The organism is Lentzea sp. NPDC037011 (genome assembly GCF_055607425.1).
The window spans coordinates 96,715-114,154 of the sequence record NZ_JBVJRT010000009.1; the positions used below are offsets into that span (position 1 = coordinate 96,715).

8 protein-coding genes are annotated in these 17,440 nt (G+C 72.7%); 7 read left to right on the forward strand and 1 reads right to left on the reverse strand.

The window, feature by feature from the left end:
* The first annotated feature begins 262 nt into the window (after positions 1-262).
* Genes ACZ7CH_RS27280 through ACZ7CH_RS27310 form a run of 7 tightly spaced genes read left to right on the forward strand, consistent with a single transcriptional unit; the run spans position 263 to position 15,057 of the window.
* Positions 263-6,766 carry an SDR family NAD(P)-dependent oxidoreductase gene (locus tag ACZ7CH_RS27280; protein WP_470375243.1) on the forward strand — a complete coding sequence of 2,168 codons (6,504 nt, stop codon included), beginning with the start codon at positions 263-265 and terminating at the stop codon, positions 6,764-6,766.
* Positions 6,754-10,419 carry a beta-ketoacyl synthase N-terminal-like domain-containing protein gene (locus ACZ7CH_RS27285; protein WP_470375244.1) on the forward strand — a complete coding sequence of 1,222 codons (3,666 nt, stop codon included), beginning with the start codon at positions 6,754-6,756 and terminating at the stop codon, positions 10,417-10,419. The genes ACZ7CH_RS27280 and ACZ7CH_RS27285 overlap by 13 nt, the downstream gene beginning before the upstream one ends.
* Positions 10,419-10,679, forward strand: coding sequence for an acyl carrier protein (locus tag ACZ7CH_RS27290; RefSeq protein WP_470375245.1), 261 nt, complete (start codon positions 10,419-10,421; stop codon positions 10,677-10,679). Before ACZ7CH_RS27285 ends, ACZ7CH_RS27290 begins: the two co-directional genes overlap by 1 nt.
* The gene (locus ACZ7CH_RS27295) at positions 10,672-11,442 is read left to right on the forward strand and encodes an alpha/beta fold hydrolase (protein WP_470375246.1); all 771 of its coding nucleotides are present in this window, start codon (positions 10,672-10,674) and stop codon (positions 11,440-11,442) included. The genes ACZ7CH_RS27290 and ACZ7CH_RS27295 overlap by 8 nt, the downstream gene beginning before the upstream one ends.
* Positions 11,439-12,563, forward strand: coding sequence for a glycosyltransferase (locus ACZ7CH_RS27300; protein WP_470375247.1), 1,125 nt, complete (start codon positions 11,439-11,441; stop codon positions 12,561-12,563). Before ACZ7CH_RS27295 ends, ACZ7CH_RS27300 begins: the two co-directional genes overlap by 4 nt.
* A complete protein-coding gene (locus ACZ7CH_RS27305; protein WP_360384899.1) occupies positions 12,560-14,296 on the forward strand; it encodes a class I SAM-dependent methyltransferase in 1,737 nt (578 codons plus the stop codon). The genes ACZ7CH_RS27300 and ACZ7CH_RS27305 overlap by 4 nt, the downstream gene beginning before the upstream one ends.
* Positions 14,293-15,057 (forward strand): hypothetical protein, encoded by a 765-nt coding sequence (locus ACZ7CH_RS27310; RefSeq protein ID WP_470375248.1) that lies wholly within the window; start codon positions 14,293-14,295, stop codon positions 15,055-15,057. The genes ACZ7CH_RS27305 and ACZ7CH_RS27310 overlap by 4 nt, the downstream gene beginning before the upstream one ends.
* Here ACZ7CH_RS27310 and ACZ7CH_RS27315 read toward each other — a convergent pair.
* The gene (locus ACZ7CH_RS27315; RefSeq protein WP_360384895.1) at positions 15,041-17,272 is read right to left on the reverse strand and encodes an exo-beta-d-1,3/1,6-glucosidase; all 2,232 of its coding nucleotides are present in this window, start codon (positions 17,270-17,272) and stop codon (positions 15,041-15,043) included. The genes ACZ7CH_RS27310 and ACZ7CH_RS27315 overlap by 17 nt on opposite strands.
* Positions 17,273-17,440 lie beyond the last annotated feature (168 nt).

Here is a 17,440-nt window from a genome sequence, read left to right on the forward strand (position 1 = left end):
CATCGACCGGGATCACGCGGGTGTTTCGCGCGGACGAGCGGTCGGACCGGTACCCCGGAGGCCATAGCACGTCGCACCATCACCGATCCGGAGTACCAGACCCGGCCGTTCGGCTTCATTCGCCAGGTTACGTACGTGAGAAAGTTTCAGCACCCCCCTCGACGGCACCTGTGGTTTGTGCGTACGGTGATCACGAAGTAACCGTACCGGCCAGTAGGAACGCAAGCTGAATTCCTTTCTCCCCACCCTGCAGGGTGAGGAAGTGAGCGCAGTGGACATGCTGTCGGATCCTGAACGGGTGCTGTGCCTGAGTCCGTTCGGCACCCCCAACCCGGCCCTCGTGGTCGCCGCCGAACGGGCGGGTGGCCTCGGCGTGCTCGACCTCGGGCCGCACGCGGTCAGAGACCTCTCCCAGGTCCGCGCACGGCACTCCGGCACGTTCGGGGTGCGAGTGCGCGGGCCGCTGACCGCCGCGTTGCCCGAGGCCGCCGACACGGCCGTGGTGGACCTGGCCGACCCCGTTCCCGACCGCTCTGAACTGGGCGAACGCCGTGTCCTGGTGGTCGTCACCTCGGTGGCGGAGGCGGTTGCGGCGATCGGGTGGGGTGCGACCGGCCTGGTCGCGAAGGGTGCCGAGGCGGGCGGCCGAGTGGGTGGTTCGCCCGCGTTCGTGCTGCTCCAGCAGGTGATCGCGCTGACCGATCTGCCGGTCTGGCTGTGGGGGAGCATCGGTGCGGACACGGCTGCCGCGGCCGTCGCCGGCGGTGCGCGCGGGGTGGTGCTGGAAGGCCAGCTGGCACTCGTGCGCGAAGCGCGAAAACATATTTCCGGCGAATTTGTCAACGCGATCAGCGTGATGGACGGCGCCGACACCGTTGTCCGTGAAGGCGTGCGTGTTCATGTTCGGCAGAACGCTCTCGAAATAGGCCAGGAAGGTGCGTTCGCGGAATTCAACCGCACCTCGTTCGGCACCGTCGGAGGCGTCGTCGGGGCCATTGACCGGGCGATCGGCGACAATCTCGCACACGCGGGCGAACACCGCTCGATCCGCGTCGGCGGGCCGTTCTGCGACCGCGTTCCCGGCCTGCGCTACCCGATCGCCCAGGGGCCGATGACCCGCGTCAGCGACCAGCCCGCGTTCGCCGCGGCGGTGGCGGAAGGCGGTGCGCTGCCGTTCCTCGCGCTCGCCCTGATGGAGGGCGAGCAGGTCCACGAGCTGCTCGTGGCGACCGCCGGGAAGCTCGGCGACCGGCCGTGGGGCGTGGGTCTGCTCGGCTTCGCGCCTGCGGAGCTGCGGGCCCGGCAGCTGGCGGCGGTGCTGAGGACCAGGCCGAGGTACGCGATCGTCGCCGGCGGCACCCCGGCCCAGGCGCGGGAGCTGGAGGACGCCGGGATCGAGGCGTTCCTGCACGTCCCGTCACCCGCTCTGCTGCGCCGGTTCCTCGACGAGGGCGCGCGCAAGTTCGTCTTCGAGGGCTCCGAGTGCGGAGGGCACACCGGGCCGCGGACCAGCTTCACGTTGTGGCAGCAGCAGATCGACGTGCTGCGCGGGCGGGAGGAGGGCGTCGTCGCGCTGTTCGCGGGCGGTGTCCACGACGCCCGGTCGGCCGCGATGGTCGACGCGCTGACGGCCCCGCTCGCCGCCCGCGGTGCCGCGATCGGCGTGCTCGTCGGCACGGCCTACCTGTTCACCGAGGAGGCCGTCGAGCACGGCGCGATCCAGCCGGTGTTCCAGCAGGTCGCGCTGGAGTGCGCGGACACGGCGCTGCTGGAGACCTCGCCCGGCCACGCCGTCCGGTGCGCGCAGACGTCCTATGTGGACACGTTCGAGCAGGCGCGGGCCGAGCTGGCGGACCTGCCCCGGCAGGAGAGCTGGGAACGGCTCGAACAGCTCAACCTGGGCCGGTTGCGGCTGGCCAGCCGAGGGCTCGTGCGCTCCGGCGACGGGCTCGTCGAGGTCGGCGAGGACGAGCAGCGCCGCGAGGGCATGTTCATGATCGGCCAGGTCGCGACCCTGCGATCCGAGCGGACCACGATCGCCGCGCTGCACGAGGAGATCGTCTCCGGCGTCCTGCCGGAGCACACCCGCGCCGACGGGACGGCTCAGCCGCTGGACGTCGCCATCGTCGGCATGGCCGCGATCATGCCGGGTGCGCGGGACGTGGCCGAGTTCTGGGCCAACGTGCTCGCGGGCACCGACTCCATCACCGAGGTCCCGCCGGACCGGTGGTCGCCGGAGCGGTACGGCAGCCCGTTCCGCTGGGGCGGGTTCCTCCCGCGCACGGCGTTCGACCCGCTGGCCTACGGCATCCCGCCCGCGTCGCTGACCTCGATCGAACCCGCTCAGCTGCTGGCACTGGAGGTCAGCGCGCGGGCGTTGGAGGACGCCGGGTACGCCACGCGGGTGTTCGACCGCGAACGCACCTCGGTGATCTTCGGCGCCGAGGCCGGTGCGGACCTCGCGAACGCCTACACGGTCCGCACGGCGTTGCCCGCGCTGGGCGTCAAGGGCCTGGACGACCACCTGCCCGCGCTGACCGAGGACTCGTTCCCCGGCGTGCTCGGCAACGTGATCGCCGGCCGGGTCGCGAACCGGCTCGACCTGGGCGGCGCCAACTACACGGTCGACGCGGCCTGCGCGTCCAGCCTCGCCGCGCTCGACGTGGCGTGCAAGGAGCTCGTCGGCGGCACCAGCGACATGGTCCTGTGCGGTGCCGTCGACCTGCACAACAGCGCCCACGACTACCAGATGTTCGCCTCGGTCAAGGCGTTGTCGGCCCAGGGCCGCTGCGCCACGTTCGACTCGGCGGCGGACGGCATCGCGCTCGGCGAGGGCGTGGCGTGCGTGGTGCTCAAACGGCTTGAGGACGCCGAACGCGACGGCGACCGGATCTACGCGGTCGTCAAGGGCATCGGCGCGTCCAGCGACGGCCGCTCGCTCGGGCTCACCGCGCCACGACCGGAAGGCCAGCAACGGGCACTGCGCCGGGCGTACGCGTCGGCGGGTGTGTCCGTGCGGGACGTGGGCCTGGTCGAGGCGCACGGCACCGGGACCGTCGTCGGCGACCGGACCGAGCTCGCCGCGCTCACCGAGATGTTCGCCGGCGTCGAACCGGGCAGCTGCACGATCGGCTCGGTGAAGTCGCAGATCGGGCACACCAAGTGCGCGGCAGGGCTCGCCGGGGTGATCAAGGCGGCACTGGCCGTCCACACCGGAATCCGGCCGGGGACGTTGCACGTCAAGCGGCCCAACGCTTTCTGGGATGCGCGGACCAGCCCGTTCGCGTTCGGCCACCGCACCTGGGCCGCGCGGGACCGGGTCGCGGGCGTCAGCGCGTTCGGCTTCGGCGGCACCAACTTCCACACCGTGCTCACCGGGTACACCGGCGCGGACGAGCCGCGGCACGGGCTGACCGCGTGGCCGGCCGAGCTGTTCCTCGTGCGCGGCGAGAACCCCGAGGCAGCACAACGGGAAGCCGCACGGCTCAAGGCACTGGTCGACGACCGCACGCCGCTGCGGAACCTGGCGGCCGCCTGCGGCAGCGGCACGGTGCAGGCGGCGTTCGTGGTGAGCGACCACGACGGCCTGAGCCGGGCGTTGGCGGACGTCGAGGCGTGGCGCGCGTCGGACGTCGTGCTGCTGCGGGACGGGGAACGGCCGAAGGTCGCGTTCCTCTACCCCGGCCAGGGCAGCCAACGACCGGGCATGCTGCTGGACCTGGTCACGGCGTTCCCGTGGCTGCAGGAGCTGGTGGACCCGCGCTACGAACGCGTGATGTTCCCGCCGGCCGCACTGACCGCGGACGACGTGGCCCGCCAGCGCGCGGAGCTCACCGACACCCGCAACGCCCAGCCCGCGCTCGGGATCGCCGGGCTGGCCGTGACCGCGTTGCTCGACTCCGTCGGCGTGCGGCCGGACCTGGCCGGCGGTCACAGCTACGGCGAGCTGGTCGCGCTGACCGCCGCCGGGGCGGTCGAGGACGCCGACCTGCTCGACCTCAGCGCGGCCAGGGCGCGGGCGATGCTCGACGCGGCCGGCGACGACCCCGGCACCATGGCCGCGGTGACCGCCCCGGTGGCCGAGGTCGAGGCACTGCTCCCGCCGGACGTGGTGGTGGCCAACCACAACGCGCCCGACCAGGTCGTGGTCTCCGGGCCGACGGCCGCGGTGGAGAACGCCGTCGCCCTGCTGCGGGACGCCGGCCTGACCGTCAAACCCATCCCGGTCGCTGCCGCGTTCCACAGCCCGCTGATGGCAGGGGCGCGGGACCGGTTCGCCGAGGAGCTCGCGGCCGTGCCGGTCGGCGAGCCGCGGTTCCCGGTGTGGTCGAACGTGACCGCCGCACCGCACACCGACGTCCGCACCGGGCTGGCCGACCAGCTCGCCGGCCGGGTCAGGTTCGCCGAGCAGGTCGAGTCGATGTACGCGGCGGGCGCGCGGATCTTCGTCGAGGCCGGGCCGGGCGGGGTGCTGACCGCGCTGGTCGGCCGGACGCTCGGCGACCGGCCGCACCGGGCGCTGCGCTGCGACGACCACGTGACGTTCCTGCGCACGCTCGCCGCACTCGCGGTCGCCGGTGTCGAGGTGGACGCCGCGCCGTTGTTCGAGGACAGGGCCGAACCCGCCACGGCCGTGCCGCCGCGGCCGAAGTGGTACGTGGACGGAGGTCTCGTGCGGGACGCGAACGGAGACGCACTGCCCGGTGGGTTGCGGCCCGCGACCGAGCTCCCCACCCTGCGGCTCGGGCCGGGCCTGGGCCGGGACGAGATCGTGGAGAAGTTCCTCGACGGCATGCGCGACGCGGTCAGCGCCCAGCGCGACGTGCTGCTGAGCTACCTCGGCACCGCGCCCGCGGCCGTCCCGCCGCCGATGCCGGTGGTCGACGCCGTGGTCAAGGCACCGGAACCCGTGGTGCCGCAGCAGGAAGACGTGGCCGCGGTGGTGCTGCGGACGATCAGCACCCGCACCGGCTACCCCGTCGAGATGCTGCAACCGGGACTGGACCTGGAAGCGGACCTGTCGATCGACTCGATCAAGCGCACCGAGATCGTCGGTGAGCTGGTGCAGGCACTGGGCGCGTCCGGTTCGGTGGACGAGCTGGCGCAGCTCAAGACGATCGACGGGATCGTCGGCTGGTTCGGTGCCGCCGCCCCGGTGGCCGTGCCGGGCAAGGACGTGCGGGCCGTGGTGCTGCGGACGATCAGCACGCGGACCGGCTACCCCGTCGAGATGCTGCAACCGGGCCTCGACCTGGAGGCGGACCTGTCGATCGACTCGATCAAACGGGCCGAGATCGTGGGCGAGCTGGTGCAGGAGCTGGGCGCAGCGGGTTCGGTGGACGAGCTGGCGCAGCTCAAGACGATCGACGGGATCGTCGGCTGGTTCGGCGAGGCCACCCCGCAGCCCGTGCCGGGCCGGCCCGCGCGCACGGTGACCGGCGGGAAGCTCGTCCGGCGCGTCCCGCAGGTCGTCCCCGCCGGACCGGCCGAACCGGTCGACCTCACCGGCAGGACCGTCCTGGTCGTCGACGACAACGGCATCGGCCTGGAGCTCGCCGACCTGCTGGAGAAGCACACCGCCCGCCCGCGCGTCGAGCCGTCGTTCCCCGCCGACCTGACCGGCGTCGACGTCGTCGTGCGGCTGGGCGCCCGGCTGCCGGAGGCGTTCAGCGAGGTCAAGGCCTGCGTCACCACCGGTGTGCACCTGGTCGTGGTCACCACCGGCGGCGGCACGTTCGGCTTCGACCACACCGCCGACGAGCTGCCCGCGGACATCGGCCTGCACGGGCTCGTCCGCACCGCCGCGCTGGAGCACCCGGAGCTGGTGGTGCGCGCGGTCGACGTGAACCCCAAGGAGAGCCACCGCGACATCGCCACCGCGCTGCTCGACGAGCTCGGTCCCGGCCCGGCGGTCGTCGGCCACCAGGCCGGTCGCCGGCAGGTGCTCGACGCCGTGGCGACCGAGCTGCCCAGCGGGACCCTGTCGCTGGACGCCGACAGCGTGGTGCTGTTCACCGGTGGCGCCCGCGGCATCACCGCACTGGCCGCGGTCGCGCTCGCCGAACGCACCGGCTGCCACGTCGAGCTGATCGGCCGCACCCCGATCGCACCCGAGGACCACCGGCTCGCGCACGCCACGACCGAACCCGAGGTCGTCAAGGCGCTGTTCGAGCTCGGCGTCACCGACGACGTGCCCGCCAAGGCGCGCGGGGTGCTCGCCGAACGCGAGGTGCGCGCGACGCTGGAACGGTTGCGCGCCACGGCGTCGAGCGTGCGCTACCACGAATGCGACGTCACCGACGTCGAGGCGGTGGGCCGGGTGCTCGACGACGTCCGCGCCCGGTTCGGCCGGCTCGACGGCGTGGTCCACGGCGCCGGTGTGCTCGACGACAGGCTGATCGCGGACAAGACCCAGGAGTCGTTCGACCGGGTCTGGGCGACGAAGGTCAACGGTGTCAAGGCGTTCGACGAGGGCTTCCTCGTGCTGTTCGGCAGCGTCAGCGGCGTGTTCGGCAACTGCGGCCAAGCCGACTACAGCGCCGCGAACGACGCGCTCGACCGGATGGCCCGGTTCTGGGGCACCCAGCGCAGGGTGGTCGCCGTCGACTGGGGGCCCTGGGCCGGCGCGGGCATGGCGGTCGGGCTCACCGCGGAGTACGAGCGCCGCGGCATCCCGCTGATCCAGCCCGACGAAGGCGTTGCCGCTCTGCTGAACGAGATCGCCGCCGGGAACGACGTGCAGGTGGTCTACCGATGGGAGGCGTAGCGATCGTCGGCATCGGCGCGGTCTTCCCGGGAGCGCCCGACGCCACGACGTTCTGGCGCAACATCGCGTCCGGGGTGGACGCCGTCGGCCAGGTCCCGCCCGGCCGGTGGGACCCGGCGACCTACTACGACCAGAACAGCACCAGCGGCGACCGGTTCTACTGCCGCAGGGGCGGGTTCGTCGACGACCTGGCCGAGTTCGACCCGACCAGGTTCGGCATCATGCCGTCCACGGTGGACGGTGCGGAACCCGATCAGCTGCTGGCGCTCGCCACGGCCGCGGAGGCGATCGCGGACGCCGGCGGCGAGACCGCCCTGCCGGACCGGGAGCGGATCGGTGTCGTCGTCGGTCGCGGCGGCTACCTCACGCCCGGTTGCGCCCGGCTCGACCAGCGCGTGCGGCTCGCCGACGAGGTGCTGTCGGTGGTCCGCGACCTGTTCCCCGGACTGGGCGGCGCGGATCTCGGCACGGTGCGGCAGGCGGTCCGCGACCGGTTCGGCCCCGAGCAGCCGGAGGCGTCGATCGGCCTGGTGCCGAACCTCGCCGCCTCCCGCATCGCCAACCGGTTCGACCTGCGCGGCACCGCGTACACGGTGGACGCGGCCTGCGCGTCCGGTCTGGTCGCCGTCGAGCACGCCGTCCGCGAGCTCCAGGAGGGCCGCGCGGACGCCATGCTGGCCGGGGCGGTGCACGTCTGCCACCACCCGACGCTGTGGAGCGTGTTCACGCAGCTCCGCGCGTTGAGCCCGAGCGAGCGCATCCGGCCGTTCGACGCGGACGCCGACGGCACGCTGCTGTCCGAGGGTGTCGGCATGGTGCTGCTGAAGCGCCTGGAGGACGTTGGCGACGAACGCGTCTACGCCGTGATCCGCGGCATCGGCACCGCGAGCGACGGCCGCGCGACGAGCATGATGACGCCCAACCCCGAGGGCCAGCTCCTGGCCGTGCACCGGGCCTGGGCCAACGCCGGGCTCGACCCGCGCACCGACGCACCCGGCCTGGTGGAGGCGCACGGCACCGCGACGCCCGCCGGTGACGCCGCCGAGCTCGCCACGATGATCAACGCCTTCGGTGCCGAGGGCGACGAGATCGGCATCGGCACGGTGAAGTCTATGATCGGCCACGCCATGCCGGCCGCCGGGATGGCCGGGCTGATCAAGGCCGCTCTCGCGCTGCACCACCGCACGCTGCCGCCGACCCTGCACGTCGAGCGGCCGCACCCGGCGCTGACCGGCACCCGCTTCGCGCCGGTGACCGAGGCCCGCGACTGGGAGGGCCCGCACCGCGCGGTCGTGAACGCCTTCGGGTTCGGCGGGATCAACGCCCACGCCGTGCTCGACGGCCACACGGTCGCCCGGCCGCGCAAGCCCGTCATGACCTTCGCCGCCGACACCGCTGCGGAGCTGGCCGAGGCCGTGCGGGAACGCAGGCCCTCCACCGCAGACCGCGCGTTCCGGCTCGCCGTCGGCAACCCCGACGACCGCAGGCTCAAGCTCGCCGAACGCGTCATCGCCCAGGGCAAGGCCTGGCCGGGCAGGCACGACATCTGGTTCTCCCCGCAGCCGCTGCTGAGCAGCACCGACCAGGTCGCGTTCGTGTTCCCCGGCTTCGAACGCGAGTTCACCGGCGAGGTCGTCGACCACGCCGTGCAGCTGCTGCAGGACGGCCGCCGTGCGGCGCGCGAGCTGATGGCGCAGGGCATCACGCCCGGAGCGCTCGCCGGGCACAGCATGGGCGAGTGGACCGCGATGGTCGTCGGCGGCATCTACCCGACGATCGACCGGTTCGTCGACGTGCTCGGTCCCGGCGCCGTCGCGGTGGTCGACATCGCCTACGCCGCACTGGGCTGCTCCGCGGACACCGCGGAGCAGTACCTGGTCGAGGGTGTGACGATCAGCCACGACAACTGCCCGCACCAGTCGGTGGTCTGCGGCCCGGTCGAGCTGCTCGAACCCGTGTTGGAGACGTTGAAGGCCAACGGCGTGATGGCGCAGCTGATGCCGTTCCGCACCGGCTTCCACACGCCCGCGCTCGCGCCCTACCTCGGCCGGGCGAAGGAGATGCTCGACCAGCTGCCGGTCCGCACCTCGGACGTCCCGGTGTGGTCGGCCAACTCACTGGAACCGATGCGCGCGGAGGACGTCCGCGACCTGGTGCTGCGGCACCTGGTCGAACCGGTCCGGTTCCGGCCGCTGCTGCACCGCCTGCACTCCGCCGGGTTCCGCGCGTTCGTCCAGGTCGGCCAGGGCAGCCTGCCGGGGTTCGTCGCCGACACCCTGTCCGACCGGCCGCACCTCGCCGTGAACGCCGACATCGCCCCGGAAGCGCTGTGGGCGTTCGGCCTCAAGCGCGGCACCTCCCACCGGGTGCGGTTGCGGCTGGGCACCCCGAAGATCACCGTCGACCCGCTCGGCACCGATCCCGTTGTGGTCGCCGGCGACAGCCCGGTGTCGGCCGCGGTCACCAAGCTCCTGGCCCACACCAACGCCGTCGCCCGCGAGGTGGCCGGTGCGCTGCGGCCCAGCGAGGCCGGGTTCACCCGCGAGTTCTCGCTGCGCACCATGCCGGAGCTGGTGGACCACTCGGTGTTCCCGCAGGCACCGGGGTGGCCCGACCTCGCGGACGGGTTCCCGATCGTGCCGGCGACCGGCCTGCTGGAGGTCTTCGCCGACGCCGCCCGCAGGCTCACCGGCGGGACCGTGCACGGGTTCGCCGACGTGAAGGCCAAGCGCTGGCTCACGGCGCTGCCCGCTACGACCGTGAAGATCAGCGCACGCTCCGAAGGGCCCGACCGGGTCGCGGTGAAGGTCGGCGACTACGCCGAGGGCGTGGTGCTGATGGCACCCGTGGCACCGCAGCCGGTGGAGATCGCGTTGCACGGCACCCGCGTGCCACCGGTCAGCGCCGAGGAGCTGTACCGGGACAACTGGATGTTCCACGGTCCGGCGTACGCGGGTGTCACGCGGATCGACTCGCTGGCGGACAACGGGATCGCGGGCGTGCTGACGCCGTTGCCCGCACCGGGGGCGTTGCTCGACAGCGCCGGGCAGCTGATCGGCCACTGGATGCAGGTGGTGCACACCGTCGACCAGACCGTGCTGCCCACCGGGATCGAGCGGGTGTCGTTCCACGGCCCGGCGCCGACCGGCGACGTCCGCTGCACGGCCCGCATCCGCGAGGTGACCGCGCAGACGATGGTCGCCGACGCCGAGCTGACCGCGGCCGGGGCGCTGTGGTGCCGCATCACCGGCTGGACCACCCGCCGGTTCACCACCGACGACCGGATCTGGCGGGTCAAGCTGCGCCCCGGCACCGAGATCCTGTCCACTCCGGACGGTGAGTGGCTGCGCGTCACCGAGAACTGGTCCGACAGCGCCACCCGCGACCTGATCATGCGCCGCTACCTGAACTCCGCGGAACGGGCGCACTACGCCGGGCTCGACGTGCCCGCGCAACGCGACTGGCTGCTGCGGGTGATCGCGGTGAAGGACGCCGTGCGCTCGTGGCTGTGGAACCGCGGTGCCGGACCGGTCCACCCCGCGGAGCTGACCGTGTCCGCCGACGCGCGGGTGCGCGGGGCGTTCGCGGTGCCGCAGCTCGAAGTCGTTGCCGAACAGGGAAAAGCCGCCGCACGCGTGAAGACGGAGAAGTGATGGACGAGGTGCTGCAGCAGGTAGCGGAACTCATCACCGAGGTGGTCGGCCCGGACTTCCTGCTGGGCGTGGAGATCACCAGGGACACCACGTTCAGCGACGACCTCGGCCTGGAGTCGATCGAGTTCGTGGCGCTGGCCGACAAGCTCAACGCCCACTACGGCATCGACCTCGTGGCGTTCCTCGCGGACATGGACATCGACGAGATCATGGCGATGTCCGTGGGCCGGCTCGTCGACCACATCACGGCCCGTGTCTGAGGTCCACGCCCGCGGGCTGCGGTTCCACGTGCAGCGGCTCGGGCCCACGGGGAACGTGCCGACCATCGTGTTCGTGCACGGCCTGGTCATGGACAACCTGTCCAGCTTCTACTACACGCTGGCGGCTCCGCTGGCGGCCAGGGGTTTCGGCACCGTGCTGTTCGACCTGCGCGGCCACGGCCTGTCCGAACGCCCGCCGTCGGGGTACACGCCCGAGGAGAGCGCGCTGGACCTCGTGGCCGTGCTGGACGAGATCGGCGTGACCGAGCCGGTGTTCCTGCTGGGCAACAGCTACGGCGGTGTGGTCGCCATGCACGCCGCGGTCCGGTCGCCGGACCGCGTGGCCGGCGTGGTGCTGGTCGAGTCGGCGGTCGGGGGAGTGGTCGGCGACGCGTGGTTCGAGGACATCACGAACACGCTGACCGTGGCCGCACTCGGCCTGGAGTTCGACCGCACCCAGGACCAGCTCATGGCCCTCGGGCAGCGCAAGATCGCCAAGCTCGCCGTCAACGCCAACGCGTTGCTCAACGGCACCACGCTGATCGACGACCTCGGTTCCGGTGCCAAGCTCGACCTCACCGAGGTGCGCTGCCCGGTGCTCGGCGTGTTCGGCGCGGAGTCCGAGCTGGTCGGCGCCGCGGCCGAGCTGGCGGAGCGGATTCCGTCCTGCCGGCTGCACGTCGTGACCGGCCTCGGCCACACCGTGCTGCGCGAGGCCACCGGCGAGCTGCTCGACGTCCTCTGCGACTGGTTGCCGTCATGAGCCGGTTCCTGTTCGTCGTGCCGCCGCTGACCGGTCACGTCAACCCGACCGCGTCCGTGGGCGGTGAGCTGCTCGCCCGCGGCCACGCCGTCGCGTGGGTCGGGCACCCCGGCACGCTGGCACCGCTGCTGCCCGACGGCGCGGTGGTGTACCCGGCGATCGACGACGTGCTGGAGAACGACATCCGGGCCAAGCGGGAGCGGTGGCTCGCGTTGCGCGGCATGGCGGTGCTGAAGTTCTTCTGGGAGGAGTTCCTCATCCCGCTCGGCCACGCGATGGTGCCCGGCGTCGCCGCGGCGGTGCGGGACTTCGCGCCGGACGTGGTCGTCGCGGACCAGCAGGCGCTGGCCGGGCCGTGCGTGGCGAAGAACGCCGGGGTGCCGTGGGCGACGTCCGCGGCGACCTCGGCCGAGCTGGTCAACCCGCTGCGGACGATGCCGAAGGTCGACGCCTGGGTGCGGGGCCTGCTGCACGACTTCGCGGGCGGCGACGTCCGGTTCTCCGACCGGCTGGTGCTGGTCTACAGCTCGAAGGCGCTGGTGCGCGGTGACTTCGGTGACGAGGTGGCGTTCGTCGGGCCGGCGCTCGCCCACCGCGTCGAACGGGCGCGGTTCCCGTGGGACCGGCTCGGCGACCGCGCCGTGCTGATCTCGCTGGGCACGCTGAACGGCCCTGCGGGGGAGCGGTTCTTCACCCAGGCCGTGGAGGCGGTGGCCGACCTCGACGTCCAGGTCGTCATGGTGGCGCCCGAACGACCGGCGCCGGCCAACGTCCTGGTGCAGCCCTCGGTGCCGCAGCTCGCGCTGATGCCGCACCTGAGCGCGGTGGTCACGCACGGCGGCCACAACACGGTCTGCGAGGCGCTGGCACACGGGTTGCCGCTGGTCGTGGCGCCGATCCGGGACGACCAGCCGACCGTCGCCGCCCAGGTCGTCGCGGCCGGAGCGGGCGTCCGGCTGACCTACTCGCGGGCCCGCGCGACAGATATTCGCAGCGCACTGGAATCCGTGCTGGGCGAGCCGGAGTACGCGGCCGCCGCGGAGCTCGTGCGGAAGTCGTTCACAGCGGCTGGCGGCGCCGCAGCCGCCGCCGATCGACTGGAGAAGGTGGTGGCGGGGTGATCCTCACCGTGCTCGTGGTGCTGGTCGTCTTGGTCGACGTCGTGCGCCTGCGTTCCCGTGCGGCGAAACTGCGCGTGCTGGCACCGGGCGTGAGCGGGCACGCCCTGGTCACCGCCACCGGTGTCCACCCGGAGGGCTCCTGGGACGCCGGTGACGCCGACCTGGTCGACCTGGTGCCGCGCGACCTGCCGACCGCGGCAGCGCTGGACCTGCTCGGCGCGGTCGACCCCGCGCGGTACCGGGCCGACCGGTGGGTGCGCGGGGCGAGCGCGGCACAGGCCGTGCTGGTGCGCGAGAGGTACGCCGAGGAGGTCGACCCGGACGACCCGACCGAGCTCGTCGCGTTCGTGCGCCGCGTCAAGGACCACGTGCCCGCCGAGGTCGACCTCGCGGTCGCGCCGGGGCTGAAGGCCGGGCCTTACGACCTCGGGTACCGCGCGGCGACGTTGCGGCAGATCGGCAAGCGGCCGTCGCTGTGGATCGCGGGTTCGATGATCGGCTACGCGGTGGTGGCCGCCGCCGTGGTCGTCGACTGGCCGTGGGGCCTGGCCGCGCTGGCCGCCTACTGGGCGCACCCGCTCCTCGTGTTCGCGGGAACCCCGTTGCGGCCCAGGGACCTGTGGGTGCCGCGGTTCCTGCGCACGCCCTACCTGTGGCTCAAGACGGCCGGTGGCAAGAAGTCCACCGCCGAGCTCCGGCAGGCCGAGACGCTGGAGCAGGCCGCGCCCTGGTACACCGAGCGACTCGGGCGCGACTTCCACGAGACCCGGCGCGACACCTGCCCGTCCTGCGGCAGCAGCGACCTGCGGCGGTGGGTGACCGCGCACGACCTGGTGCAGCGCAAGCCCGGCACGTTCACCATGGACCGCTGCGTCCGGTGCGCGCACGTCTGGCAGAACCCGCGGCTGACCGAGGAAGGCCTCGGCTTCTACTACCGCGACTTCTACGACGGCCTGGGCGAGTCGTCGGCCGACGCGGTGTTCTCCGGCAAGACCTCGCCGTACTACGGCCGGGCGCGCATGGTGGAGCCGTTCGTGAAACCCGAGCGGTGGCTGGACGTCGGCTCCGGGCACGCGCACTTCTGCCTGGGCGCCAAGGAGGTCCTGCCGGACACCGCGTTCGACGGGCTCGACCAGGGCGCCGCGATCGAGGACGCCGCCCGGCTCGGCCGGATCGAGCACGCCTACCGGGGCAGCTTCAAGGACTTCGCGGGCGAGCTCAAGGGCCGCTACGACGTGATCAGCATGCACCACTACCTGGAGCACGTGCGGGACCCGTGGGAGGAGCTGGACATCGCGGCGGACGTGCTGCCGCAGGGCGGTTACCTGCTGATCGAGCTGCCGGACCCGGAGTGGCGGCTCGGGCGGTTGTTCGGGCAGTACTGGATGCCGTGGTTCCAGCCGCAGCACCAGCACATGATGCCGATCGGCAACCTGGAGCACGCACTGGCCGACCGCGGTCTCGTGACCGTGGCGCGGGAACGGTCGAAAGCCCACCTGTGCAACGACTTCACGCTGGCGCTGCTGTTGTGGCTGGGTGCCAAGGCCCCGCGGACGCCCGCGCCGTGGCGGCCGGAACGGGTGCGGCTGCGCCGGTTGCGCAGCTTCGGCGTGTGGGCGCTGGGCATCCCGGCGTTCTTCGTGGCGATGGCGCTGGACCAGACCGTGAACCGGTTCCTGGCCGCGCGCAGCGACGGCGGCAACGCCTACCGGCTGCTGGCGCTCAAGGCATGAACGCCCCGGTCGACCTCGCGGACCGGCCGGACGTCGCACCGGAGCTGAGGCTCGTGCCGCACGCGTTCCGGCGCACCTTCGGCCGGTCCGCGGCCGGTGTCTGGTACGCGCCCGGCGTGCTGCGGCTGCTGGGTGGCCTGGTGCGGGTGCCGGGCAGGTGGGGTGCGATCGTCGCGGGTGACCGGCGCGACGACGGACTGCTGGAGCTGGTGTCGGTGAACCGACCGGCCGAACGGGCGCTGCTGCCGTCGGACGAGGTGCCCGCGTGGGCTTCGCCGGTGCGAGGCGTCGGTGGTGGGGCGACGCTGATGTGCAGCGTGGACCTGCCGCAGGGGAGCGGGCTGTCGGCGGGGCCGGCGTTGCGGACGGCCGTGGGGCTGGCGTTGCGCGAGCTGGCCGGCGTGGCGTTCGAGGACGAGCCCGTCGTGCCGCTCGACCTGCCGGGGCAGCGGTTGCTGGTCGTCGACACGCGGGTGCGCCGGGTCGAACCGCAGCGCGAACGGCCCTTCGTGCGCGACACCGACGACCTCGGGGCCGCGTTGACCGCCTACCACCACGCCCAGGACCCCGATCAGGAGCAGGACGTGGTGGTGCGTGCGGCGGTGCGGGCGGGTGCCCGTGGAGCGAGCCTGCTGGTGGACCCGCCCGGCCGGCCCGCGGTCGCGCTGGTGGACGCGGACCTCGTGCCGGCCGTGAAGCGGGCCGTCACCGCTGCGGTGGCGCTCCCGCCCCGCTACCTGACGATCAGCACGGCGCCTTGACGGTGAACTCGGCCCTGCGCAGGGCCGAGTCCTTCGACGACGGCCCCACGAGCAGCACGAAGTCGCCGGGCTCGACGACCCGGTTGCCCAGCGCGTCGACGATCGAGCACGCCGAGACCGGGACCTCCAGCCGCACCGTCACGCTCTCGCCCGGCGCCACGTCGACCTGCCGGAACGCCTTGAGCTCCTTGTCGGCCCAGCTGACCGACGTCACGGCGTCGCTCACGTAGACCTGCACGGTCTCGCGCGCGGGCCGCGACCCGGTGTTGCGCAGCGTGATCGAGGCCTGGACCGTCTCGTCCGGGCCCAGCACCGACGTGTCCACGTGCAGGTCGGTGTACTCGACGGTGGTGAAGGACAGGCCCTCGCCGAACGCGAACGCCGGCTCCTGGGTCAGGTCGGCGTAGCGGGTGCCGTGCTGGCCGCGGATCTGGTTGTAGTAGGTCGGCTGCTGGCCCGCGTGCGCCGCGAACGAGATCGGCAGCCGGCCGCTCGGCTCGATCAGGCCGTGCACCAGCTCGGCGATCGCCCGGCCGCCCTGCATGCCGGGGTTCGCCGCCCAGATCACCGCGGCGGCGTTGCGGGCGCTGTCGGGCAGCACCAGCGGCTTCGAGGCCAGCAGCACCACGATCAGCGGCTTGCCGGTCGCGGCGAGCGCGTCGAGCAGCGCGATCTGACCGCCGATCAGGTCGAGCGTGGCGGTGGACCGGCCCTCGCCGACCAGCTCGATGCGGTCACCGACGACGGCCACGACGTGGTCCGCGTCCTGGGCGGTGGCGACGGCTTCGGCGATGAGCTCCGGGTTCGGCGGGCACGGCGCGACGACCTGCGGGCGCGGCTGGCCGTCCGGGAACGTATCGCCCTCGGGGTCGGCTTCGAGCGTGAGGATGTCCGCCCCGCGCGCGTAGGTGACCTCGGAGAACTCCCTGAGGCCGTCCAGCACCGTGGTGATCATGTCGCGCGGCTGGCCGTCGGGCAGCCAGTCGGCCTGACCGGACGAGCCGGCCCAGTCGCCGAGCTGGGTCTGGGCGTCGTCGGCGAGCGGGCCGACGAGCGCGATCCTGCCCTTGCGGACGGGCAGCACGCCGTCGTTGCGCAGCAGCACGAGCGACCGGCGGGCCACGTCGAGGTTCAGGGCGGCGTGGTCGGCGTGGTTGATCATCGTGCGCTGGCGCTCGGTGTCGGGCCGGCGCGGGTTCTCGAACAGGCCGAGCTCGAACTTGAGCGTGAGGATGCGGGTGACCGCGCTGTCGAGGTCGGACTCGGCCAGCAACCCGGACTCGACGGCCTGCAGCGCGCCCTCGAAGAACTGCGGGGTGGTCATGATCATGTCGTTGCCGGCCTTCACGGCGGCAGCGGCGGCGTGCGCGTGGTCGGGCTGGACCTTCTGCTCCCAGACCATCCGGCCGACGTTGTCCCAGTCGGTGATGAGCGTGCCCCGGTAGCCCCACTCGCCGCGCAGGACCTCGTCGAGCAGCCACGAGTTGACGGTGATCGGCACGCCGTCGGTGGTCTGGTAGCCGAGCATGAACGTCGCACAACCCTCGCGCGCGACCTTCTCGAACGGCGGCAGGAACCACGACCGCAGCTTGCGCCTGCTGAGGTCGGCCTCGCTCGCGTCCCGGCCGCCCTGGGTCTCCGAGTACCCGGCGAAGTGCTTGGCGGTCGCGAGGATCGCGGTCTCGTCGGTCAGCCCGTCGCCCTGGTAGCCGCGGACCATCGCCGCCGCGAGCTCGCCGATCAGCACCGGGTCCTCGCCGAACGTCTCGTCGACCCGGCCCCAGCGCAGGTCGCGGGCGATGCACAGCACCGGCGAGAACGTCCAGTGCACACCGGTCGCCGCGGCCTCGACCGCGGTGACCCGCGCGACCCGTTCGACCAGCTCGGGGTCCCAGCTCGCGGCCATGCCGAGCTGGGTCGGGAAGATCGTGGCGCCCTCGTGGAACGAGTGGCCGTGGATGCAGTCCTCGGCGATGAGCAGCGGGATGCGCAGCCTGGTCTGCGAGGTGAGGTCGTGCGCGCGCAGCACCCGTTCGGGAGAGGTGTGCAGGATCGAGCCCACGTGCTTGCGCAGCACGTGGTCGTCCAGGTCCTCCCTCGAGTCCAGCTGCATCATCTGCCCGACCTTCTCGGGCAGTGTCATGCGCTGGAGCAGATCGGCGACGCGCGCGGCGATCGGCAGGGTGGCGTCGAGGTAGGACTCGTCCTGATCCATGTGGTCTCCGGAAGGGCTCGTGCTGCAGCGGCGTGGGAGCGCTCTCATACAAGTATATGGAACCGGTTCCGCGTGGAAGCGGTTTTCGGGATTCCGGTACAAACGGATCGGTCCAGGAGCAGCCGAACTGGACAAACCGACCGCTCAGGCGCCCGTTTGGTCCTGACC